This is a genomic window from Dietzia sp. IBK-p2-16D, from assembly GCF_057773085.1.
The window spans coordinates 186197-208552 of record NZ_JBYMTL010000004.1; the positions used below are offsets into that span (position 1 = coordinate 186197).

General features: G+C 71.5%; 17 protein-coding genes, 1 tRNA gene and 1 other RNA gene. 3 read left to right on the plus strand and 16 right to left on the minus strand.

Features of this window, described 5'->3' with window-relative positions:
* Positions 1 to 137 precede the first annotated feature (137 nt).
* From nuoN to AC3DE3_RS10770, 16 genes are all read right to left on the minus strand, one after another.
* Entirely contained in the window at positions 138 to 1859 is a 1722-nt protein-coding gene (nuoN, locus tag AC3DE3_RS10695; RefSeq protein WP_488369940.1) for an NADH-quinone oxidoreductase subunit NuoN, read from the minus strand.
* Complete coding sequence (locus tag AC3DE3_RS10700; protein WP_488369941.1) at positions 1856 to 3409, minus strand: NADH-quinone oxidoreductase subunit M; 1554 nt, start codon at positions 3407 to 3409, stop codon at positions 1856 to 1858. Before AC3DE3_RS10700 ends, nuoN begins: the two co-directional genes overlap by 4 nt.
* Positions 3406 to 5400 carry an NADH-quinone oxidoreductase subunit L gene (gene nuoL / locus AC3DE3_RS10705; protein ID WP_488369942.1) on the minus strand — a complete coding sequence of 665 codons (1995 nt, stop codon included), beginning with the start codon at positions 5398 to 5400 and terminating at the stop codon, positions 3406 to 3408. Before nuoL ends, AC3DE3_RS10700 begins: the two co-directional genes overlap by 4 nt.
* A gap of 16 nt (positions 5401 to 5416) precedes the next feature.
* Positions 5417 to 5716 (minus strand): NADH-quinone oxidoreductase subunit NuoK, encoded by a 300-nt coding sequence (nuoK, locus tag AC3DE3_RS10710; protein WP_260486464.1) that lies wholly within the window; start codon positions 5714 to 5716, stop codon positions 5417 to 5419.
* Positions 5713 to 6492, minus strand: a complete 780-nt coding sequence (locus tag AC3DE3_RS10715) for an NADH-quinone oxidoreductase subunit J (protein ID WP_488369943.1) — start codon at positions 6490 to 6492, stop codon at positions 5713 to 5715. Before AC3DE3_RS10715 ends, nuoK begins: the two co-directional genes overlap by 4 nt.
* Positions 6489 to 7043 (minus strand): NADH-quinone oxidoreductase subunit NuoI, encoded by a 555-nt coding sequence (nuoI, locus tag AC3DE3_RS10720; protein ID WP_488370041.1) that lies wholly within the window; start codon positions 7041 to 7043, stop codon positions 6489 to 6491. Before nuoI ends, AC3DE3_RS10715 begins: the two co-directional genes overlap by 4 nt.
* Positions 7044 to 7059: 16 nt before the next feature.
* Positions 7060 to 8436: an NADH-quinone oxidoreductase subunit NuoH gene (gene nuoH, locus AC3DE3_RS10725; protein WP_488370042.1), complete on the minus strand. Its 1377-nt coding sequence runs from the start codon at positions 8434 to 8436 to the stop codon at positions 7060 to 7062.
* A gap of 59 nt (positions 8437 to 8495) precedes the next feature.
* Positions 8496 to 11258 carry an NADH-quinone oxidoreductase subunit G gene (locus AC3DE3_RS10730; RefSeq protein WP_488369944.1) on the minus strand — a complete coding sequence of 921 codons (2763 nt, stop codon included), beginning with the start codon at positions 11256 to 11258 and terminating at the stop codon, positions 8496 to 8498.
* Entirely contained in the window at positions 11255 to 12670 is a 1416-nt protein-coding gene (gene nuoF, locus AC3DE3_RS10735) for an NADH-quinone oxidoreductase subunit NuoF (protein WP_488369945.1), read from the minus strand. The genes AC3DE3_RS10730 and nuoF overlap by 4 nt, the downstream gene beginning before the upstream one ends.
* Before the next feature lies 1 nt (position 12671).
* Positions 12672 to 13484: an NADH-quinone oxidoreductase subunit NuoE gene (gene nuoE, locus AC3DE3_RS10740; protein ID WP_488369946.1), complete on the minus strand. Its 813-nt coding sequence runs from the start codon at positions 13482 to 13484 to the stop codon at positions 12672 to 12674.
* Positions 13481 to 14791: an NADH dehydrogenase (quinone) subunit D gene (gene nuoD, locus AC3DE3_RS10745; protein ID WP_260486471.1), complete on the minus strand. Its 1311-nt coding sequence runs from the start codon at positions 14789 to 14791 to the stop codon at positions 13481 to 13483. The genes nuoE and nuoD overlap by 4 nt, the downstream gene beginning before the upstream one ends.
* Positions 14788 to 15543, minus strand: a complete 756-nt coding sequence (locus AC3DE3_RS10750) for an NADH-quinone oxidoreductase subunit C (RefSeq protein WP_488369947.1) — start codon at positions 15541 to 15543, stop codon at positions 14788 to 14790. Before AC3DE3_RS10750 ends, nuoD begins: the two co-directional genes overlap by 4 nt.
* Positions 15540 to 16094 (minus strand): NuoB/complex I 20 kDa subunit family protein, encoded by a 555-nt coding sequence (locus AC3DE3_RS10755; protein WP_067714633.1) that lies wholly within the window; start codon positions 16092 to 16094, stop codon positions 15540 to 15542. The genes AC3DE3_RS10750 and AC3DE3_RS10755 overlap by 4 nt, the downstream gene beginning before the upstream one ends.
* Before the next feature lie 27 nt (positions 16095 to 16121).
* The gene (locus AC3DE3_RS10760) at positions 16122 to 16481 is read right to left on the minus strand and encodes an NADH-quinone oxidoreductase subunit A (protein WP_067714630.1); all 360 of its coding nucleotides are present in this window, start codon (positions 16479 to 16481) and stop codon (positions 16122 to 16124) included.
* Between the two features lie 228 nt (positions 16482 to 16709).
* Positions 16710 to 17114: an Rv3143 family two-component system response regulator gene (locus AC3DE3_RS10765; RefSeq protein WP_260486473.1), complete on the minus strand. Its 405-nt coding sequence runs from the start codon at positions 17112 to 17114 to the stop codon at positions 16710 to 16712.
* Positions 17115 to 17353: 239 nt separating this feature from the next.
* Positions 17354 to 17441 (minus strand) — tRNA-Ser (locus AC3DE3_RS10770).
* A gap of 119 nt (positions 17442 to 17560) precedes the next feature.
* Here AC3DE3_RS10770 and ffs point away from each other — a divergent pair.
* The 3 genes from ffs to AC3DE3_RS10785 all read left to right on the plus strand — a co-directional run bounded on the left by ffs (position 17561) and on the right by AC3DE3_RS10785 (position 22192).
* Positions 17561 to 17655, plus strand: an RNA gene (gene ffs / locus AC3DE3_RS10775) — signal recognition particle sRNA small type.
* A 59-nt stretch (positions 17656 to 17714) separates the two neighbouring features.
* Positions 17715 to 18989, plus strand: a complete 1275-nt coding sequence (locus tag AC3DE3_RS10780) for an aspartate aminotransferase type Ic (protein WP_488369948.1) — start codon at positions 17715 to 17717, stop codon at positions 18987 to 18989.
* Positions 18990 to 19513: 524 nt separating this feature from the next.
* Complete coding sequence (locus AC3DE3_RS10785; protein ID WP_488369949.1) at positions 19514 to 22192, plus strand: DNA polymerase III subunit gamma and tau; 2679 nt, start codon at positions 19514 to 19516, stop codon at positions 22190 to 22192.
* Positions 22193 to 22356 lie beyond the last annotated feature (164 nt).

The following is a 22356-nucleotide window of genomic DNA, read 5'->3' on the forward strand; positions in this document are numbered from 1 at the left end:
AGGTGGCCAGGTAGGTGGCCGGGTGGCCGGGTAGGCAGGCATCGAGAAGACACTTCCGCACGCGCGCTCTCGCTCGATATGTGCGGAACGCTCTTTTCGATGGGGAGGCTGGCGGCCGGCTGGCGGCCGATTGGCTGCTACCCCACGAACTCGACGCCCGCGAACTCGACGCCCGCGAACGCGGTCGCCGCGGTGGCCAGATCCAGCAGTGGCTGCGGCATGATCCCCAGCAGGACGGTCACGACGGCTGCCACCGCCACCACGCCGTAGGTGACGGGCCGGTGGGCGAAGGCCACCCCGCCCGAGCTCGCGGCCCCCGAGGCGTCGACGGGGTCGGCGTCGCGGAAGAACATCACCACGATCACGCGGACGTAGAACGAGGCCGCGATCGCACTCGTGAGCACGCCGATCACCACCAGGGTCACCGCGCCGCCGGCCACCGCCGCGGAGAACACCGCGAATTTGGCGATGAACCCGCTGGTCAGCGGGATGCCAGCCAGTGCGAGCAGCAGGAGCGCGAACGCGCCCGCCACGAGCGGCTGGCGACGACCGAGCCCGGTCCAGGCCCGCAGGTCGGTCACCTCGGCACCGTCCGGGGCACGGACCATCCCCGCCACGGCGAAGACGCCGACGGTGCTCACGGCATACGCCGCGAGGTAGAACAGCACCGCGGCGGATCCTGCGCCCGGCGGGCCGAGCACCCCGGTGAGCAGGAATCCGGCGTGTGCGACGGAGGAGTAGGCCAGCAGGCGCTTGACGTCGTTCTGGGTGACCCCGACGACCGTGCCGACGATCATCGTCAGCGCCGCGACCACCCAGAGGACGGGCGACCAGTCCGCTTCGAGGCGGGGTACGGCGGTGTGGAAGAAGCGCAGGATCGCACCGAACGCGGCGAGCTTGGTCCCGGCGGCCATGAACGCGGTGATCGAGGTGGGCGCGCCCTGGTAGACGTCCGGGGTCCAGGTGTGGAACGGCACCGCCCCGATCTTGAACAGCAGGCCCACCGACATCATCGCCACGCCGATCATCGCGAGCGAGCTGCCGCCCTCGGCAGCGACGACCGCCGCGATGCCGCGGAACTCCACGGTCCCGGCGTAGCCGTAGATCAGCGCCGCCCCGTAGGCGAAGAACGCGGAGGAGAACGACCCGAGCAGGAAGTACTTCACCGCGGCCTCCTGCGAGAGGAGCCGCCGACGGCGCGCCATGCCGCACAACACGTAGAGCGGCAGGGACAGCACCTCGAGCGCGATGAACAGGGTGATGAGGTCGTTCGCCGCCGGGAACAGCATGAGCCCGCCGGTGGCGAACAGGGCCAGCGGGAACACCTCGGTCTGGGAGACCCCGGCGCGCTCGGCCTCGCGTTCGGCGTCGCCGCCCGGGGCCAGCGCGGCCTGCGGGGCGAAGCCCGCGAGGACGGGGCGACGGGCAGCGGGCGCCGCGCCCGATTCGGTCGACGCAGTCGATGCCCCGGACGCACCCGCGCGCGCACCGGCCGAGCCGGCGCCGCCCGCGCCCGCCCCGCCAGCACCCGCGCGCGCACCGGCCGAGCCTGCCACCGTGTCCGCTCGCGAGCGCTCACTGATGAGCAGTCCGGCCCCGATCGCCACGAGGACAGTCGCCCCCTGCAGGAACAGCGTGGGACCGTCCACGGCCACGGCGCCGCCGGCGGTGATGATCCGCGTCCCGGCGAGCAGGACCACCGTCACCAGCGCCGCGACGAGCCCGCCGAGGTACAGCACCATCTGCACGACGTAGCGGTGCCGGGCGGGGGCGAACGCCTCGACCAGGACGGAGACGATCGCCGTGCCGAGCACGAGGAGCAGCGGCAGGAGCGAGGAGTAGGCGATGTCCGGGCTCATCGGGTGGCACCTTCCACGTGGGCGACGGTCGCGGCGACCGCCGGGTCGATCACGTCGAGCGCCGGCTGCGGGTAGAAGCCCAGCACGATCAGCGCCAGGATCAGCGGGGCCAGCACCACGCGTTCGCGCGTCGACAGGTCGGGCGTGGGCCGCAGGCCCGGCGCGACGGGCCCGCCCATGACGCGCTGGTACGTCCACAGGATGTAGACGGCGGCCAGGACGAACGTCGCCGTGGAGAGCACGGCCGCGACCGGGTACACCGCGAAGGTGCCGACGAACACCAGGAACTCGCTGATGAACGGGGCCAGACCGGGAAGGGAGAGCGTCGCGAGCCCGGCGATGAGGAACACCCCGGCGAGCACGGGCGCCACCTGTTGCACGCCGCCGTAGTAGCCGATCTCCCGGATCCGGTGTCGTCGGACGAGGAAACCGGCCACGAGGAACAGCGCGGCTGTGGCGATGCCGTGGTTGACCATGTACAGCGTCGACCCCGCCGCGGACTGCTCGGTCGCCGCGAAGACGCCCAGCACGATGAACCCGAAGTGGGAGATGGACGCGTACGCGATGAGCCGCAGCAGGTCGGTCTGCGCGATCGCCATGATGCCGCCGTAGACGATGCTGATCACCGCCAGCGTCACCATCACGGGTGTCGCGGTGGCCGCGGCCTCGGGGAACAGCGGCAGGCTGTAGCGCAGCATAGCGAAGGTGCCGACCTTGTCGACCACGGCCATCATGAGCACGGCGGAGGCGGGGGTCGCGGTGACGGCGGCGCCGGGCAGCCACGTGTGGAACGGCCACAGGGGGGCCTTTATCGCGAACGCGAGTGTGAACCCGGCGAACAGCAGCAGCATCGCGCCGGGCGGGATCTGCAGTCGCCCGTCGGCGACGGCGTCGGTGATGAGGCGGTAGTCGAACGTGCCGCGGCCGTCGGGCCCGAGTCCGGCCCGGTCGGTGTACATGTAGAGCCCGAGCACCGCGGCGAGCATGACCAGCCCGCCGAGCAGGTTGTAGAGAAGGAACCGGACGGCCGACCGCGCCCGGTCCGCGCCGCTGTCCCCGAACGCGCCGATGAGGAAGTACAGCGGGATGAGCATCGCCTCGAACGCGACGTAGAACAGCAGCACGTCGAGGCTGGTGAACGCCACCAGCGCCAGGCCCTGCGTCGCGAGCATGAGCGCGGGGTACGCCTGTGCGCGCCGGCCGTCCGAGGTGGCGCCGCTGGAGTCGTCGGCGTCGCGCCATCCGGCGAGCAGCAGCAGCGGCATGAGTGCGGCGGTGAGCAGCATCAGCACGAGAGCCACGCCGTCGATCCCGAGCGTGTACGTCGCGCCGAACGCGGGGATCCACTGCCGCGACTCGACGAACTGGTGGGTGTCGCCGCCCGGGTCGAACCCGACTGCCAGTGCGACCGCCACCCCCAGGACGATCAGCGAGGTGCCCAGTGCGAGGGGTCTCGCCGCGCGGCGCGCGCTGGTGGGGAGGACGACGACGAGAAGGGCCCCGACCAGGGGCACGAGCCACAGCGCGGTGAGCAGTCCGGGGCCGGTCACAGCGCGCCACCACCCAACATCGCGGCCAGCACCAGAACGGCGCCGATCAGCATGTAGAGCGCGTAGGAGCGGGTGAGTCCGGACTGCAGGAGTCTCGTCCGGGCGGACAGTTCCCCGAGGGTGGTGCCGACGCCCGTCGCGGCGCCGGCCACGACCCGCCTGTCGAGCACCTCGGTGCCGGCCACCAGGGCCCGGCCGGGCCTCATGAACACCCTCTCGTTGAGGTCGTCGGCGTAGAGGTCGCGCCGGGCGGCCCTGGTGAGTGCGGAGCCGTCGGGGGCGGTGGTCGGGATCTCGCTACGGGCGTAGCGGTGCACGGCGAGGGCGATGCCGGCGGCCACCACGACGAGTGAGGCGGCGGTGACCAGCCACACCGGCAGGACGTGGTCCGGGTGGTGGTCGCCGACGACCGGGGCGAGCCAGTCCTGAAGGCGCCCGCCGAGGGCGAGCAGCAGGCCCGAGAACACCGATCCCACGGCGATCGCGATCATCGGCGCCGTCATGATCGCCGGCGACTCGTGGGGGTGGGCGTCGTCGGCCCAGCGTCCGGGCCCGAAGAAGGTCAGGATCATCACGCGGGTCATGTAGAAGGCGGTCAGGCCCGCGCCGAGCAGGGCCACCGCCCCCAGGAGGTAGCCGACCGGCGACCCCGAGACCGAACCCGCACCCGCGGTGCTCCCCACGTCGAAGGCGGCGGAGATGATGCCCTCCTTGGAGTAGAAACCCGCGAAGGGCGGGACGCCGATGATGGCCAGATAGCCGAGGCCGAAGGTGGCAAAGGTGATCGGCATGACCGCGCGTAGGGCGCCGTAGCGTCGCATGTCGACCTCGCCGTTCATCCCGTGCATCACCGAGCCCGCGCCGAGGAACAGCCCGGCCTTGAAGAAGCCGTGGGTGAGCAGGTGCATGATCGCCAGCGCGTATCCGGCGGGACCGAACCCGGCGGCCATGACCATGTAGCCGACCTGACTCATGGTGGAGGCGGCGAGCACCTTCTTGATGTCGTCCTTGGCGCAGCCGATCACCGCGCCGAACAGCAGCGTCACCGCGCCGACCGCGATCACCGCCGCCCGCGCCACCGGGGCGGCGTCGAAGACGGGGTTGGAACGGGTGATGAGGTACACGCCCGCGGTGACCATGGTGGCCGCGTGGATGAGGGCCGACACCGGGGTGGGGCCCTCCATCGCGTCACCGAGCCAGGACTGCAGCGGCACCTGGGCGGACTTGGCGCACGCGCCCAGCAGCAACAGCAGGCCGAGCGCGGTGACGAGCCCGGGGCTCACGGCCGCGCCGTCGGCCCCGGACCCGGCCCCGGCCGCCCCGCCTCCGATCGCGGAGAACACACCCTCGTAGGACAGTGTGCCCAGCTGGGTGACCATGACCATGAGCGCCACGCCCAGCCCGATGTCGCCGACGCGGTTGACGAGGAACGCCTTCTTGGCGGCGGTGGCGGCGGACGGTTTGTGCTGCCAGAACCCGATGAGCAGGTACGAGACCAGGCCCACGCCCTCCCAGCCCAGGTAGAGGCCCAGGAAGTTGTCCGCCAGCACCAGCACCAGCATCGCCGCGAGGAACAGATTGAGGTACGCGAAGAACTTCCGCCGTGCCGGGTCGGCCGCCATGTAGCCGATCGAGTACACGTGGATGAGCAGGCCGACGCCCGTGACGAGCAGGACGAACACCAGGGACAGCTCGTCCAGACGCAGACCGAAGTCCACGGTGAGATCGCCAACCGAGACCCACGTGAACAGGGTCTGGGCGGCGGCGCGGTCCCCGGCCTCGCGGCCGGTCATGGCGACGAATTGCCATGCCGCCACGGCGAACGAGCCCAGCGCGGTCGCGCAGCCGAGCAGGTGGCCCCACCCGTCCGCGCGGCGACCGAGCAGCAGCAGGACCGCCGCGCCGAACAGCGGCAGAGCGGGGATGAGCCAGAGCGCGGACCCGGCGACGGCGGGGGCGAGGGCGGCCGCGGTCGTTGTCGTCGTCGTCATCACGGTCGTCGTCCCCCTAATACCTGAGCAGGCTGGCGTCGTCCACGGACGCCGATCGGCGGGAGCGGTAGATGGCCATGATGATCGCGAGACCGATCACGACCTCGGCGGCGGCCACCACCATGATGAAGAAGGCGAAGAGCTGGCCGGTGACGTCGCCGTGCATCCTCGCGAACGCCACCAGCGCGAGGTTGGTCGCGTTGAGCATGAGTTCGATGCACATGAACACGACGATCGCGTTGCGCCGCAGCAGGAACCCGGCCGCACCGATGGTGAACAGCACGGCCGAGAGGTACAGGTAGTACTCCGGGTTCATGACCGCCTCCCGTCCGCGCCGCGCCCCTCGCCGGCCTCTAGCTCGTCCCTGGCTGCGGCGTCGCGGGCTGCGGTGTCGCGGGCGTGGCGACGCAGCACCTCGCTCACGGAGTCGGGGGCGTCGGTGCCGTCGGGGAGTCGGGCGGGCATGTCGGCGGAGTTGCGGCGCGCGTACACGCCGGAGCTGGGCAGCGGGGTCACGCGGGCGGCGTCGTCGGCCTGCCAGTCGAGGAAGCGCTGCTGCGACATCTGCCGCTGGGTGAGGCGTCCGGTGAACCGCTCGCGGTGCGCCAGGACCATCGCGCCGAGGGTGGCGATGATGAGCAGCACCCCGGTGAGCTCGAACGCCCACACGTGCCGGGAGAACAGCAGCTCGGCCAGCGCCGGCACGTCGGAGTAGCCCGGCGCGAACCCGGCGAACGGCGGCAGCTGCGCCCGGGCCAGCCCGGTGGCCAGCAGGATGCCGAACCCCAGACCCGCGACGATCGCCGCCACCCGGTGCCCGCGGATGCGCTCGACCAGCGAGTCCGAGGACTCGACGCCGATGAGCATCACCACGAAAAGGAACAGCATCATCACGGCGCCGGTGTAGACGACGATCTGGCCCACGCCCAGGAACACGGCGCCCTGCGCGATGTACAGCACGGCGAGCGAGACCATGGTCGCGGCCAGGCACAGCGCCGAGTAGACGGCCTTGGTCGCCGAGACCACGCCGAGAGCACCCGCCACGGCGATGATGGCCAGCACCCAGAACAGAACGGATTCCCCGGTGCTCACGAGGCCCCCGCCCCGGGCTCGTACGGCCGACCCTGCTCGGGCGCGGATCCGGTGATCTCGCCGCGGTAGTAGTCGGCGTGGTCGGCGCCCGGGTACATGTCGTGCGGGGCGGGCACCATCCCGGCGAGCATCGGACCCAGCAGATCGTGCTTCTCGTAGATGAAGTCGGCGCGGTTGTCGTCGGCCATCTCGTAGTCGTTCGTCATGGTGAGCGCGCGGGTCGGGCAGGCCTCCACGCACAGGCCGCAGCCGATGCAGCGCAGGTAGTTGATCTGGTAGATCCGCCCGTAGCGTTCGCCGGGGGAGAAGCGCTCCTCGGCGGTGTTGTCGGCGCCCTCGACGTAGATCGCGTCCGCCGGGCACGCCCATGCGCACAGTTCGCAGCCGATGCACTTCTCCAGCCCGTCGGCGTAGCGGTTGAGTTGGTGTCGCCCGTGGTAGCGGGGCGCGGTGGGGACCTTCTCCTCCGGATACTGCTCGGTGTGGGCCTTGCGGAACATGGTGGAGAACGTCACGCCGAACCCGGCGAGTGGTTCGAGGAACCCGGGCACCCGGGACCGTGACTTCCTAGGCATGGCGGGCCTCCTGACTCGGGGGCGAGTCTGCAGAAGTGGAGCGGCTCAGCGCGGCGCGCTGGTGGGGGAGCGGCGGGACGGGGAACCCGCCGGCCGTGGGGTCGAAGGGCGCGGCGTCGAAGGAAGCGGAGTCGGAGGGCGCATGGTCGACGGACGTGGGGCCGACGGGCGCGCCCCGAGTGACGGACGCGGGACGGGGGCCGCCGTCGGTGGGCGTGGCCCGGCCGCCGCGCCGGGATCGGGTCCGGTGGACGACGACGATGACCGCCACCGCGGCCAGTCCCGCGATCACCATGGCGGGCGTGAGGAGCGTCGAATCGGGTCCCACGATCACCCGGATGGTGGCCACAGCCATCACCCAGGCCAGGGAGACGGGGATGAGCACCTTCCAGCCGAAGGCCATGAACTGGTCGTAGCGCAGTCGCGGGAGGGTCGCCCGTAGCCACATGAACAGGAACATGAAGGTCCACACCTTGGCGACGAACCACAGCAGCGCCCACCACCCGGAGTCCGCGCCGTCGATCAGCGAGAACGGCAGCGGAGCCTGCCAGCCGCCGAGGAACAGCGTCGCCGCCAGCGCGGAGACGGTGGTCATGTTGACGTACTCGGCCAGCATGAACATCGCGAAGCGCAGCGAGGAGTACTCGGTGTGGAACCCGCCCACCAGTTCGCCCTCGGCCTCGGGCAGGTCGAAGGGGGCGCGGTTGGTCTCGCCGACCATGGAGATGACGTAGATGACGAACGAGGGCAGCAGCAGGAACACGAACCACACCCGGGACTGGGCGGCGACGATCCCCGACGTCGACATGGTGCCGGCGAAGAGGAACACCCCGACGAACGACAGCGCCATGGCGATCTCGTAGCTGATCACCTGGGCGGTGGAGCGCAGGCCACCGAGCAGCGGGTAGGTCGAGCCGGAGGACCAGCCGGCCAGCACTATCCCGTACACCCCGATCGAGGTGACGGCGAGGATGTAGAGCACGCCGACGTTCAGGTCCGTGAGCTGCAGTGGCGTGGAGTGGCCGAAGACGGAGACCACGGGGCCGAAGGGGATGACCGCGAACGCCATGAACGCCGGGATCACCGCGATGACCGGCGCGAGCAGGAAGATCGGCTTGTCGACCCCCGCCGGGATGAGTCCCTCCTTGAGCGCGATCTTCACGCCGTCGGCCAGGCTCTGCAGGATCCCCGCGGGGCCGACGCGATTGGGTCCGATGCGCATCTGCATCCACGCGAGGACCTTGCGTTCGAGGTAGATGGCCGCGAGCACCGTCACCACGAGGAACACGAAGACGGCGAGGACCTTGGCCAAGACCAGCCACCACGGGTCCGTGCCGAAGGCCGCGAGGTCGGCACCGGTAATCGACAGGTCCGCGGCGGCGAGCACGGCGGGTCCGTTCGCCGCGACTCCGGTCACCGCGACCCCGGTCATGACGCCACCTCCGCGGCCGCAAGGGACACGACGTCGCCCGCGCCGGCGGCGAGAGTCGCGTTCACGGCGGACCCGGGCGAGTTCTGCGGCACCCACACCACGCGGTCGGGCATCTCGGTGACGGCCAGCGGCAGGGAGATCGCCCCGCGGTCGGTGGAGACGGTCACCGGGTCGCCGTCGACGGCTCCGAGTTCGTGGGCGGTCGCCGGCGACAGGCGGGCCACGGGGCGGCGGGCGGTGCCGGCGAGGTGCGGCTCCCCGTCCTGCATTCGGCCGTCGTCGAGCAGCATCCGCCACGTGGCCAGGACCGCCTGCCCGGCGCCGGGCTCCGGACCCGCAGCCGCACCCGTGCCCGCCCCCGCCGAGGCCCTCCCATCCGCAGCCGCCCCTGACGAGGGCGTCTCGCCTGCGCTTCGGTCGGTGCGAGACGCCATCCCGGCGTGCGGCTGCGGGCCGGCGTGCGCGGATGCGGGGCGGAGTGCGTGGCCGACGGCCTGCATCTCGCGGCGCACCGACTCCACGTCCGCCAAGCCGAACCATGCTCCGGTCTCCTCCGCCAGGGCATTGAGGATCCGGTGGTCGGGCAGCGCGTCGGTACCGGTCAGGGCCGCGGCGAAGGGGCGGGTCCGGCCCTCCCAGTTCACGAACATGCCCGCCTTCTCGGCGACTGCAGCGACCGGCAGGACGACGTCGGCGCGGTCGGTGATCTCGCTGCGCCGCAGTTCGAGGCTCACGACGAAGCCGGCGGCGTCGATCGCAGCCAGGGCGGCCCGCGGGTCGGGCAGGTCGGCGGCCTCGACCCCGGCGATGAGCAGGGCCGCGAGCTCGCCCGATCCGGCCGCGGCCAGCTGCTCGTCGGTGCTCCGGCCGGGCGTCGTGGGCAGATCGTCGCAGCGCCACAGCTCGGCGAGGGTCCGCCGGGCGTCGTCATCCGTGACGGGAGCGCCGCCGGGCAGCAGTCCCGGCAGGCACCCGGTCTCGAGCGCCCCGCGCTCTCCCGCGCGCCGGGGAATCCACGCCAGCCGTGCGCCGGTCGCGTCCGCGAGCGCACATAGGGCGGACAGGCCGCCCGGGATCGCGCCGAGCCGTTCGCCCACGAGGATGATCGCGCCGGGCTCGCGCAGCAGCGAGGGCAGGGCGCCGCGGGTGGGGTCGATGGTCGCGCAGGGCCCGGTTCCGCTGGCAGTCGCGTCGCCGCCGGGGTCTGCGCCGTCGGGATCTGCGCCGCCGGGATCTGGGCCGCCGGGGTCGGAAGGGACGACGGCGAGGGCGTTCAGCACCTCGGGCTCCGCCCCGGGGACGGTCGGCAGCAGGGCGGCGCGGGTCTTGCGGACGGCCGGGGTGGCGAAGGGCGCGATCGAGAAGACCTTCAGCCCGTGGTCGCGCGCGGCCCGCCGCAGGCGGAGGAAGACGATCGGCGACTCCTCCTCCGGGTCGAAGCCCACGAGAAGCACCGCGGGTGCGGTCTCGAGATCGGCGTAGGTGACGGCCTCGCCGCCCTGGCCCGGCACGCTGTCCTGACCCGGCCCGCCGCCGGATCCCTGCTCCGACCCTCCGCCCGGGCCGCGCCTGGCGACCCGGTCGGCCAGGAAATCCGCCTCCTCGGCCGAATGGCGGCGGGCGCGGAAGTCGACGTCGTTCGTGCCGAGCACCGTGCGGGCGAACTTGGCGTACGCGTAGGCGTCCTCGGCGGTAAGCCTGCCCCCGGTGAGGACCCCGGCCCGTCCGCGCGCCGCGGCCAGCCCCTGGGCAGCAGTCGCCAGGGCTGTGGACCACGCGACCGGGACAAGCCCGCCGCCCTCGCCGCGGACCATCGGGGTGGTGATGCGGTCGCGCTGGGTCGCGTAGGTGAACGCCCACCGGCCCTTGTCGCAGTTCCACTCCTCGTTGACCTCGGGGTCGTCGCCGGCGAGGCGGCGCAGGACCTTCCCGCGTCGGTGGTCGGTGCGCTGCCCGCAACCGCTTGCGCAGTGCTCGCAGACCGCCGGACTGGAGACCAGGTCGAAGGGACGGGCCCGGAAGCGGTACTGCGCACCGGTGAGGGCGCCGACCGGGCAGATCTGGACCGTGTTTCCGGAGAAGTAGGACTCGAAGGGCTCGTCGCCGTAGACGCCTACCTGCTGCTGGGCGCCGCGCTCGAAGAGGTCGATGAACGGGTCCCCGGCGATCTGCTCGGAGAAGCGGGTGCACCGGGCGCACATGACGCAGCGTTCGCGGTCGAGCAGTACCTGCGATGAGATGGCGATCGGTTTGGGGAACGTGCGCTTGACCTCGGTGAACCGCGAGCGCCCGTGGCCACTGGACAGGGCCTGGTTCTGCAGCGGGCATTCGCCGCCCTTGTCGCACACCGGGCAGTCCAGCGGGTGGTTGATGAGCAGCAACTCCATCACCCCGCGCTGGGCCTTGTCCGCGACCGCGGAGGTGAACTGCGTCCGCACCTGCATGTCCTGGGTGACCGGGGTGGTGCACGAGGTGACGGGTTTGGGGGCGCCCTCGACCTCGACGATGCACTGGCGGCACGCCCCGGCCGGCTCGAGCAGCGGATGGTCGCAGAAGCGGGGGATCTGCACGCCCATCCGTTCGGCTGCGCGGATGATGAGCGTGCCCGGCGGCACGGAGACCTCGACGCCGTCGACGGTGAGCGTGACGAGGTCGTCGGCGCGGTCTGAACTGGCGCGGTCTGAATCGGCGCGGTCGTGTTCCGGGTCCTGGGCGGGGCCGCGGGCGTCGCGGGGCACGCCTGACTGGGCCGAGGTCATCGGGCCACCTCCTCGGGTCGCGATGAGGGTCCGCGGGCCGGCCGCACGGGCGGGCGCCGGGAGCCGGCCCCCGCACGGTCGGTGCGCGCGAAGATGGTGGAGCGGCTGTGGTCGAACGGGCAGCCGTCGGGGATGTGTGCCAGGTACTCGTCGCGGAAGAGTCGGATCGACGAGATGATCGGGGTCGCCGCGGCGTCGCCGAGGGCGCAGAACGACTTGCCGAAGATGTTGTCGGAGATGTCGAGCAGTCGGTCCAGGTCGCCGGAGGTCGCCGTGCCGTCCTCGAGCCGCCTCATGATCTGTTCGAGCCAGAACGTGCCCTCGCGGCAGGGGGTGCACTTGCCGCACGACTCGTGCGCGTAGAACTCCGTCCACCGCAGCACCGCCCGCACGACGCAGGTGGTGTCGTCGAAGATCTGCAGCGCCTTGGTGCCGAGCATGGTGCCCTCGGCGGCGCAGCCCTCGTAGTCGAGCGGCATGTCGAGTTGGGCGTCGGTGAGCAGCGGGGTCGAGGAACCACCGGGGGTCCAGAACTTGAGGGTGTGGCCCTCCCGGATCCCGCCGGCCAGGTCGAGCAGTTCGCGCAGGGTGATGCCGAGCGGCGCCTCGTACTGGCCGGGCCGGGTGACGTGCCCGGACAACGAGTAGAGCGTGAAGCCGGGGGACTTCTCCGAGCCCATCGACCGGAACCACTCGGGACCGTGCTGGAGGATCGACGGGACACTGGCGATGGATTCGACGTTGTTCACCACCGTCGGACAGGCGTAGAGGCCGGCGACGGCGGGGAACGGCGGCCGCAGGCGCGGCTGGCCGCGGCGGCCCTCGAGTGAGTCGAGCAGGGCCGTCTCCTCGCCGCAGATGTACGCGCCGGCGCCCGCGTGGACCACCAGTTCGAGGTCGACCCCGCTGCCGAGGATGTCGCGACCGAGGTATCCGGCTTCGTACGCCTCGGCCACCGCCGTCTGCAATCGACGCAGGACGGGCACGACCTCACCGCGCAGGTAGATGAACGCGTGCGAGGCGCGGATGGCGTAGGCGGCGATGATGATGCCCTCGATGAGCACGTGCGGGGTGGCCAGCATGAGCGGCATGTCCTTGCAGGTCCCGGGCTCGGACTCGTCGGCGTTGACCACCAGGTAGTGGGGTTTGGCGGCCGCGGAGGCCTCGGTGCCGGAGGCGGCCTCGCCCTCGGCGCCGGTCTCCTGCGGGATGAAGCCCCACTTGCGGCCGGTGGGGAACCCGGCGCCGCCGCGGCCGCGCAGGCCGGCGTCGAGCACGGTGGAGATGACCTCGTCCGGCCCGGTGGCCAGGGCGTTGCGCAGCCCGACGTAGCCGTCGTTCTCCAGGTAGGTCTCGAGGGTCCAGCTCCCGGGGGCGTCCCAGTAGCGGCTGAGGTACGGCGCGAGCGGCATGTCAGGCCTCCTCGTCCGGTGAGGTGGTGGGCGGCTCAGTGGTGGCCGGTTCAGTGGTGGCCGGTTCGGTGGAGTCGTCCGGCCCCGCGGGGGCGTGCATGTCGTGGTCGCGGGCGATCCGCAGCCCGACCAGCGTCGCGTCGCCGGGGGCACCGTCGTTCGCGCCGGGGCGGGTATCGGGGAAACCGGCGAGGATGCGGGAGGTCTCGCGGAACGTGCACAGCGGTGCGCCGCGGGTCGGGGTCACCGTCCGGCCGGCCCGCAGGTCGTCCACCACCTGACGGGCGGAGGCGGGGGTCTGGTCGTCGAAGAACTCCCAGTTGACCATCATCACCGGTGCGTAGTCGCAGGCCGCGTTGCACTCGATGTGCTCCAGCGTCACGCGGCCGTCGTCGGTGGTGCCGGGCCCGTCGAGTCCCAGGTGGTCGCACAGGTCGGCGTAGATCTCGTCGCCGCCCATCACCGCGCACAGCGTGTTGGTGCACACCCCGACCAGGTAGTCGCCCGTGGGCGTGCGCCGGTACATCGAGTAGAACGTGGCGACGGCCATGACCTCGGCGGAGGTGAGTCCGACGGCGAGGGCGCAGAACTCGATGCCGGCGGGCGTGAGGTGCCCGTCCTCCGCCTGGACGAGGTGGAGGAGTGGCAGCAACGCCGACCGGGCCTGCGGGTAGCGGGCGATGATCACCTCGGCGTCGGCCCGCAGCCTCGCCAGGACGGCGTCGGGATAGTGCCGCCGGGCCCCGGGCCGGACGATCACCCCCGGCTCGTCGGGCTTCTGCCCGAACTCCAGGAACACCGGCTCGCTGCTCATCGGTCCACCCCTCCCATCACGGGGTCGATGCTCGCGACCGCGGCGATGACATCGGAGAGCATCCCGCCCTCGCACATCGCGGCCACGGCCTGCAGATTGGTGAACGACGGGTCGCGGTAGTGCACCCGGTACGGGCGGGTCCCGCCGTCGGAGACCATGTGCACCCCCAGCTCGCCGCGCGGGGATTCAACCGGCACGTACACCTGGCCCGGCGGGACCGGAAAGCCCTCGGTGACGAGCTTGAAGTGGTGGATCAGCGCCTCCATGGAGCTGTCCATGATCCTGCGGATGTGCTCGGCGGAGTTTCCCAGTCCGTCTGGTCCCACCTTGAGCTGGGCGGGCCAGGCGATCTTGGGGTCGTCGACCATCACCGGCCCGGGTTCGAGCCGGTCCAGGCACTGTTCGACGATCTTCAGCGACTCCTTCATCTCGTCGACCCGGATGACGAACCGGTCGTAGCAGTCGCTCGCCGAGCCGGTGATGACGTCGAACTCGTAGTCCTCGTACCCGCAGTACGGGTCGGACCGGCGCACGTCGTGTGGCAGGCCCGTCGCCCGTAGGACAGGGCCGGTCACGCCGAGGGCCATGCACCCGGTGAGGTCCAGGTAGCCCACATCCTGCAGCCGCATCTTCCAGATGGGGTTCTCGCGCAGCAGCAACTCCATCTCGCGGATCCGCCCGGGCATCACCTCGAGCAGTTCGCGCACCTTCGGCACCGCGTCGTCGGGCAGGTCCTGGACCACGCCTCCGGGCCGGATGTAGGCGTGGTTCATCCGCAGGCCGGTGATGACCTCGAACACGTCCAGGACCAGCTCGCGCTCCCGGAACCCGAAGAGCATCGGGGTGCTCGCGCCCAGCTCCAGGGCGCCGGTCGCGAGGGCCACCATGTGCGAGGAGATCCGGTTGAGCTCCATGAGCATCACCCGGATGACCGACGCCCTCGGCGGCACCTGGTCCGAGATCCCGAGCAGCTTCTCGACGCCCAGGCAGAAGGCGACCTCGTTGTAGAACGGAGACAGGTAGTCCATGCGGGTGACGAACGTGACGCCCTGCGTCCAGTAGCGGTATTCCAGGTTCTTCTCGATCCCCGTGTGCAGGTAACCGATCCCGCACTGGGCCTTCGTGACGGTCTCGCCCTCGATCTCGAGGATCAGCCGCAGGACACCGTGCGTGGACGGGTGCTGCGGGCCCATGTTGACCACGATGCGATCGTCATCGGCGTTGCGCGCGGCCTCGCTGATCGCGTCCCAGTCCTGCCCGGAGGCGGTGAGGATCGTGCGGTCCCCGTTCGCGTGGTGGCTGCTCACGAGTACGCCCTCCGCTGGTCCGGGGGTGCGATGGTGGCGCCCTTGTACTGCACGGGGATCCCGCCCAGCGGGTAGTCCTTGCGCTGCGGGTGGCCCTCCCAGTCGTCCGGCATCTCGATCCGCGTCAGCGACGGGTGGCCGTCGAAGATCACGCCGAAGAAGTCGTAGGTCTCCCGCTCGTGCCAGTCCGTCGTGGGATACACGCGGGTCAGGGTGGGGATGTGCGGATCCGCGTCCGGGGCCCACGTCTCGAGCATCACGCGTCGGTTGTGGGTGATCGACTGCAGCGGGTAGACCACGTGCAGCTCCCGGCCCGCGGCGTCGGGGTAGTGCACCCCGCTCGCGCCCAACGACATCTCGAACCGCAGGTCGGGGGTATCCCGGAGGGTCAGGGCCACCGCCGGTAGGTGCTCCCGCCCCACGTGCAGGGTGAGTTGCCCGCAGTGGACCACGACCTTCTCCACCGCCTCCTGAAAACTCGGTCCGCCCCGCTGCTGCAGGGCCGCGGCGAGCGCGCGGAGGAGCTCGTCGTCGTCGTCCTCATAGGGCGGTGGGGTGCTGCCGGGCATCTCCGTCGGGCGCACCAGGCCGCCGAACCCGGAGGTGTCCCCGGAGCCCCGCACCCCGAACATGCCGTGGCGCACGCCGATGGTGTCCGCGTCAGGGCTGTCCGTGCGGTCGGGGGTGTTCGGCGCGTCGGGTGTGCGGCCGGGGTCGGGGGTGCGGTCGCGATCAGGGGTCGTGTCTGTCACCGGAACATCCCCTCGACGGGGATGAGCGGACGCTGGTCGAGCGCGGCTTGCTCGGCGGCCCGGATCGCCTCGGCCCGGTTGGCGCCCAGCGGCATGTTCTGGATCTTGTCGTGCAGCGTGATGATCGCGTGCATGAGCATCTCCGGCCGCGGCGGACATCCGGGCAGGTAGATGTCGACGGGCACGATGTGGTCGACGCCCTGCACGATCGCGTAGTTGTTGAACATCCCGCCCGACGACGCGCACACGCCCATCGACAGCACCCACTTGGGTTCGGCCATCTGGTCGTACACCTGCCGCAGGACCGGTGCCATCTTCTGCGACACCCGGCCCGCCACGATCATGAGATCGGCCTGCCGGGGGGAGGCGCGGAAGACCTCCGTGCCGAAGCGGGCCAGGTCGTAGCGGCCGCCGCTGGTGGACATCATCTCGATCGCGCAGCACGCCAGCCCGAACGTCGCCGGCCACAGCGACCCCTTGCGCATGTAGCCCGCCAGCTGCTCGACCGTGGTCAGCAGGAAACCGGCCGGCACCTTCTCCTCGAGTCCCATCTCGGCGCTCCTTTCCGGCGTTCCGGGTCAGTCCCAGCTCAGTCCGCCGCGGCGCCACTCGTAGGCGTAGGCGACGGAGACGTTGAACACGAACAGGGCCATCGCGGCCAGCCCGAAGACGCCGAGCTGATCGAAGTGGACGGCCCACGGATAGAGGAAGAGGATCTCGATGCCGAAGATGATGAACAGCATCGCGGTGAGGTAGTACTTCACCGGGAAACGGCCGCCCCCCGCCGGCTGCGGCGTGGGCTGGATGCCGCACTCGTAGGCCTCGAGTTTGGCGCGGTTGAACCGGCTGGGCCCGGCGAAGGAGGACACGCCCGAGGAGAAGACGGCGAAGGCGACGGCCAGGGCCCCGAGGACCAGGATCGGCACGTATTCGTTCACGACGCGTCACTCCTCGCGCTTGTGATGAGAAGCCGCCTGTGGGCGGGCCTCTGCTGCAACCGCAGGGGGTTCGAGCGACCGGCGTTGGTGGGGTGCCGGTCGACCGCCTCCCCGGCGGGCCGTTCATTGTGCGGCCCGCGAGTGTGACTCTACTCACACCATGTTGACGTATGTCGGGGGTTCGAGCAGTCGGCGTGTCCGTCCAGCTCGTGAGGCGTCGGGTCGGCGTCAGGCGGGGGCGAGGAGTCCGGTGACGGCGTCGCGCAGGCGCAGCGGATCGATCGGATGGGGAACCGAGGCGTCCGCGCGGGACCAGTCGGCGAGCCAGCGGTCGTCCGCCCGGCCGATGAGCACCAGCACCGGTGGGCAGTGGTCGAGCTCGTCCCGCAGCTGCTTGGCCATGCCGAGTCCGCCGGTGGGCGTCGCCTCGCCGTCGAGGATCGCCAGGTCGACCCCGCCGGCGTCGAGGTGTTCGAGGGCGACCGGGGCCGTGGCGACCTCGAGGTACGTCAGCCGGGGCAGGTCCGGGTGCGGGCGGGTGCCGAGAGCGGACACCACGCGGCTGCGGGTGGCGGCGTCGTGGCTGTAGACGAGCACCCGCAGGGCGACGTCGTGGCCTGTGGTCTCGGTCACGATCGCGATGCTACCGAGGGCGGGTGGCCGCAGGAGGCGGGATGGGCGAGAATCGGAGGTTGCGCGGCGGTGCCCGGCTTGCGCTGCCGGAATGGACCAAAGAGGGCGCGTACGTGGGCGTCTGGCGTACACAGGAGGCGCGTAAGCCGGGGGCGCCGAGCGGGGCTGCGTTTCCGGGCGAGGCTGGCCCGAAATGAGCGACGCGGCCCGGGCTCGAGAGCTCCGGGCCGCGTCTGCGGCGGAGGATAGGGGATTTGAACCCCTGAGGGGCTATAAACCCCAACCCGCGTTCCAGGCGAGCGCCATAGGCCACTAGGCGAATCCTCCGTGGAGGAGAATACCCAGGACGCGCAAGCGGAGGCAAACCGCGGGGCCGTGGGCGACCGCGTCGGGGGTCCGGGCGGTGGGTGGGGTGCGGCGTGAGCGGTGGCACGGCTAGACTCGTAACCGGACCCCGCGCGGCGTCCATCCTGTGAACTCCCCCAGGGCCGGAAGGCAGCAAGGGTCAGCGGGCTCTGGCGGGTGCGCGGGGTCCCCTTATGTCTTGGGACATGTCTTAGGGCACCAACACCGAAGTTGTCGATCCCGCCGGAGGCCACAGTGGCGCTGTCCGATCTCCCCGCCGACGAACTCGCCCGACTCGAGTCGCAACTGGCCGCCGAGTACGACGCGCTGGCCGACAAGGGTCTGGCCCTGGACCTGACCCGCGGAAAGCCCTCGCCCGAGCAGTTGGACCTGTCCGAGCGACTGCTGTCGCTGCCGGGGGAGGGCGACTACACGGCGGGCAAGACCGACGTGCGCAACTACGGCGGTGGCGCCGGCCTGCCCGAGCTGCGGTCGATCGTCGCCGACCTGCTGGGCGTCGAGGCCGACCGCGTGATCGCCCAGGACAACGCGAGCCTGTCGATCATGTACGACCTGCTGACGTTCTCCATGCTGTTCGGCACGCCCGATTCCCAGCGACCGTGGAAGGACGAGCCCGTCCTTCGCTGGCTGTGCCCCGTGCCCGGTTACGACCGCCACTTCAACATCACCGAGACGCTGGGGATCGAGATGATCCCGGTCCCGTTGGGCCCGACCGGTCCGGACATGGACGAGGTCGAGCGTCTCGTGTCGAACGACCCGTCCATCAAGGGCATGTGGTGCGTCCCGATCTTCGCCAACCCGACCGGCGCGGTGTACGACGACCACACCGTGTCCCGGCTCGCGCGCATGGCGACCGCGGCCCCGGACTTCCGGATCGTCTGGGACAACGCCTACGTCGTCCACACGCTCACCGAGGACTTCCCCAAGGTCCCGGACGTGGACACACTGGCCGCCGAGGCGGGGCACCCCAACCGCTTCTGGCAGGTCTGCTCGACCTCCAAGATCACCTTCGCCGGGGCGGGCGTGTCGTTCTTCTCGGCCTCGCGGGCCAATCTCGACTGGTACCTCGGCCACACCTCCGTGCGCTCCATCGGACCGAACAAGGTCAACCAGCTCGCGCACGCGCGGTTCTTCGGTGATGCCGACGGGGTGCGCGAGCACATGCTCCGCCACCGCAAGGTCATCGCGCCGAAGTTCGAGGCCGCGGCCGTCGCCCTGACCCGCCGGCTGGGCGAGTACGACGTGGCCGGGTGGACCCGGCCCGAGGGCGGATACTTCATCGACCTCGAGGTGGTCGACGGCACCGCCACCGAGACCGTCCGCCTGGCCAAGGAGGCCGGGGTGGCCCTCACCCCGGCCGGGTCCGCGTACCCGTACGGCAAGGATCCCGACGACCGTCACATCCGGCTGGCGCCCACGCTGCCGCCGCTGGCGGAGGTCGAGACCGCCATGGACGTCGTGGGTCTGTGCGCCCTCCTGGCGGCCTGCCGGGCGGCGCTCGCCGGCTGACGCCCCGTCCGGCCCGCACGACGTGTAACAACTGCGCCGATCCCGTTAAGTTGAGCGCTTAACGGAGTGCGCTCCGGTCCGGGCTACGCTGGTCCGGGAATCGTCGGGTGACCTGCGGGTCAGTGGCGACGTGATCTCCGCCACATTCTCATAATGTGATTCTCCGCGTCCGCAGCTTAGGTATGCCTGCCACCTGCAGAAATGTAATTCAGTCCGTGTGTTGAGCACGTGTCAACATGAGAACGGCCTTGTCCGGGGCGGGGCCATCTGGTTGTATTCCTTATGTCCGAGCCAGAGGGATGCGGACACCGGATACAGCTGAGGGGCTGTGAGGGGCCGGTGTCTGGTATCGGTTCGGGAACCGTGCTGCGGGGGTCTGAGGGGGCCCGATCCGCGTGCGAGGGACGTCGGGAGGGGCTGCGCATGCCGCGGCCCCTCCGGTCATTTCGGCACATCCCGGATCGTGCGCGATCGGGACGCGAGCGGAAGTCCTCGTCGTCGTACCCCCTGGGTACCCTCTAGGCGTGGCCCTCTATCGGAAGTATCGCCCCGCCTCCTTCGCCGAGGTCGTGGGCCAGGAGCACGTCACCGACCCGCTCTCGGTGGCGCTGTCCTCCGGTCGTATCAACCACGCCTACCTCTTCTCCGGCCCGCGCGGCTGCGGCAAGACCTCGTCCGCCCGCATCCTGGCCCGGTCGCTCAACTGCGTGCACGGCCCCACCGCCACCCCGTGCGGGGAGTGCGACTCGTGCGTGGCGCTCGCGCCAGGCGGCAACGGGACCCTCGACGTCACCGAGCTCGACGCGGCCAGCCACGGCGGCGTCGACGACACGCGTGACCTGCGCGAGCGGGCCTTCTTCGCGCCAGCGTCGTCGCGGTATCGGGTGCTCATCATCGACGAGGCCCACATGGTCACCAACGCGGGCTTCAACGCGCTGCTCAAGATCGTGGAGGAGCCGCCGGAGCATCTCATCTTCATCTTCGCGACCACCGAGCCGGAGAAGGTCCTGCCGACCATCCGCTCGCGCACGCACCACTACCCGTTCCGGCTGCTCACGCCCACGTCGATGAGGGGGCTGCTCGAGCGGATCTGTGTGCAGGAGGGTGTGCAGGTCGAGCCGACCGTGTTCCCGCTGGTCATCCGGTCCGGTGGGGGATCTCCGCGCGACACGCTCAGTGTGCTGGACCAGCTCATGGCCGGCGCCGGCGACGAGGGCATCACCTATCCGCGCGCGGTGAGCCTGCTCGGGGCCACCGAGGTCGCGCTCATCGACGACACGGTGGACGCGCTGGCCGCCGGCGACGGGGCCACGCTGTTCCGGACCGTCGACAAGGTGGTCGAGGCGGGGCACGATCCGCGCCGGTTCGCCGCCGATCTGCTGCAGCGCCTGCGGGACCTCATCATGGTGCAGTCCGTCCCGCAGGCGATCGAGCGTGGGCTCGTCGACGCGCCGGTGGAGCAGGCCGAGACCATGCGCCGCCAGGCCGAGAACATCGGGCCCGCGACGCTCGCACGATGCGCCGACATGGTGCACGAGGGCATGGGGTCGATGCGGGGGGCGACCTCGCCGCGGCTGCTGCTGGAGATCCTCTGCGCCAAACTGCTGCTGCCTTCGGCCGACGACTCCATGATCGCGCTGCTGCAGCGGGTCGAGTCGCTCGAGTCGGGCGCGGTGCGTCCGGCCGCCGTGACGGGCGCCGTCGGCGATGGTGGAGCCGCGCCGGGGGGAACACCCCAGGGTGACGACGACGAGTCCCGCCCCGGCCCCGCCGGCGGACCGGCACCGCAGGACCCGGGACAGGCCGACCGGCGTCCGAAGTTCGTGCGCCGGTCGCAGCAGCAGTCCGCGCCGGCCGCAGAGCAGCCGACGCCGCAGGCTCCCGAGCCCTCTCCTGCTGTACCGAGCGCGCCCGCACAGTCCGATCAGCCCGAGCGGCCCGCACAGCCCGATCAGCCCGAGCGGCCCGCACAGCCCGATCAGCCCGCGCAGCTCGATCAGCCCACACAGCCCGATCAGCCCGCACCGAACCGCCCCGCCGTGGCGGCCGACCCCGCGGCCCCGGCCGTGCCCGCGCAGTCCGTCGCGGAGCAGATCGCGGCCAACCGGACTCCCGAGTCGGGTTCGTGGCAGACAACACAGCCTCCACAGGAGGAATTGGCTCCGCAGGCGGGACAGGCACCGCAGGCAGGACAGTCTCCGCAGACGGACCAGGCCCCCCGGGACCCGCAGCCAGTCCGGCCGGGTCAGCCGCCGGCGTCAGAGCAGCGGCCGGCGAGTGGCGATTCGGCCACTCCTGTGTCCGCTCCCGCTGCGGGCCCCGCCGCCGCGTCCGCTCCCACCGAGCCGGGGCCGGCGGCCTCCACACCGGCTCCGTCAACACCGGCTCCCTCTACACCGGCTCCGTCTACACCGGCGGCGTCGGTACCTGCGGAGACCGACGACCCCTGGCGCGACGAGCGCTCACCCACGCCGGTGGCGTCGGCTCCGGAGCAGGCGACGTCCGAGCTGGATCCGGCGCCGCAGCCCGGGTCGGCCTCCGCCCCCGCGGCGGGAGCGCCCGGCATCGAGGCCGAGGACATCCGCCGTGCCTGGCCGGCCATCCGCGACGCGGTGCGCACCCGCACCCGCACGGTGGAGGTCATGCTCGCCGGCGCGACGGTCGCGGGAGTGGACGGCCGGGTGATCCACCTGGTGCACGACTACGCGCCGCTGGCCAAGCGACTCTCGCAGCCACACAACGCCACCGCGATCACCGACTCGATCGCCGAAGTTGTGGGCGGTGACTGGACCATCCGCTGCACCTCCGGCAGCGCGCCCGCTGCGGCGGGCGGCGCTCCGGACCCCGCCGACGGGGCACCTCCGGCACCCGGTCGGGGGCCCGCCGCGGGCCCTACTGACGCCCCCGGCGCGCCCCAGCAGGGCGAGCCGCGGGGCTGGGAGCGCCGACTCCGCGGGACAGATGTCGGGCAGGGCAGGGCCGGCGGTCGCGCGGGCGGTGGGGACGACGACATCCCGCCCCCGCCGGAGGAGCCCGGGCCGGAACCGGGCGAGCCGAACAGCCCGCCCCCGCCGCCCGTCAGCGAGGAGGAGATGGTGGACGAGGCACGCAGCGGTCCACAGAACCTCGACCACCGGACCGGTGAGGACATCGCGTTGGCCCTGCTCAAGGAGCACCTCGGGGCCCGTCCGCTCGAGCGCTGACCCACCCGGCCCGCCGCGCGCCGGGGCACGGTGTCCTACCGGACGGTTACGCTGGGATGTGACCGACCGGGGCCGCCCCGGCAGGTTCAGGCCCGTTCAACGAGTATGAACCCCGTACAACGAGGATGAACTCAGCACTGCCCCGCACACCGCCGAAAGGACCC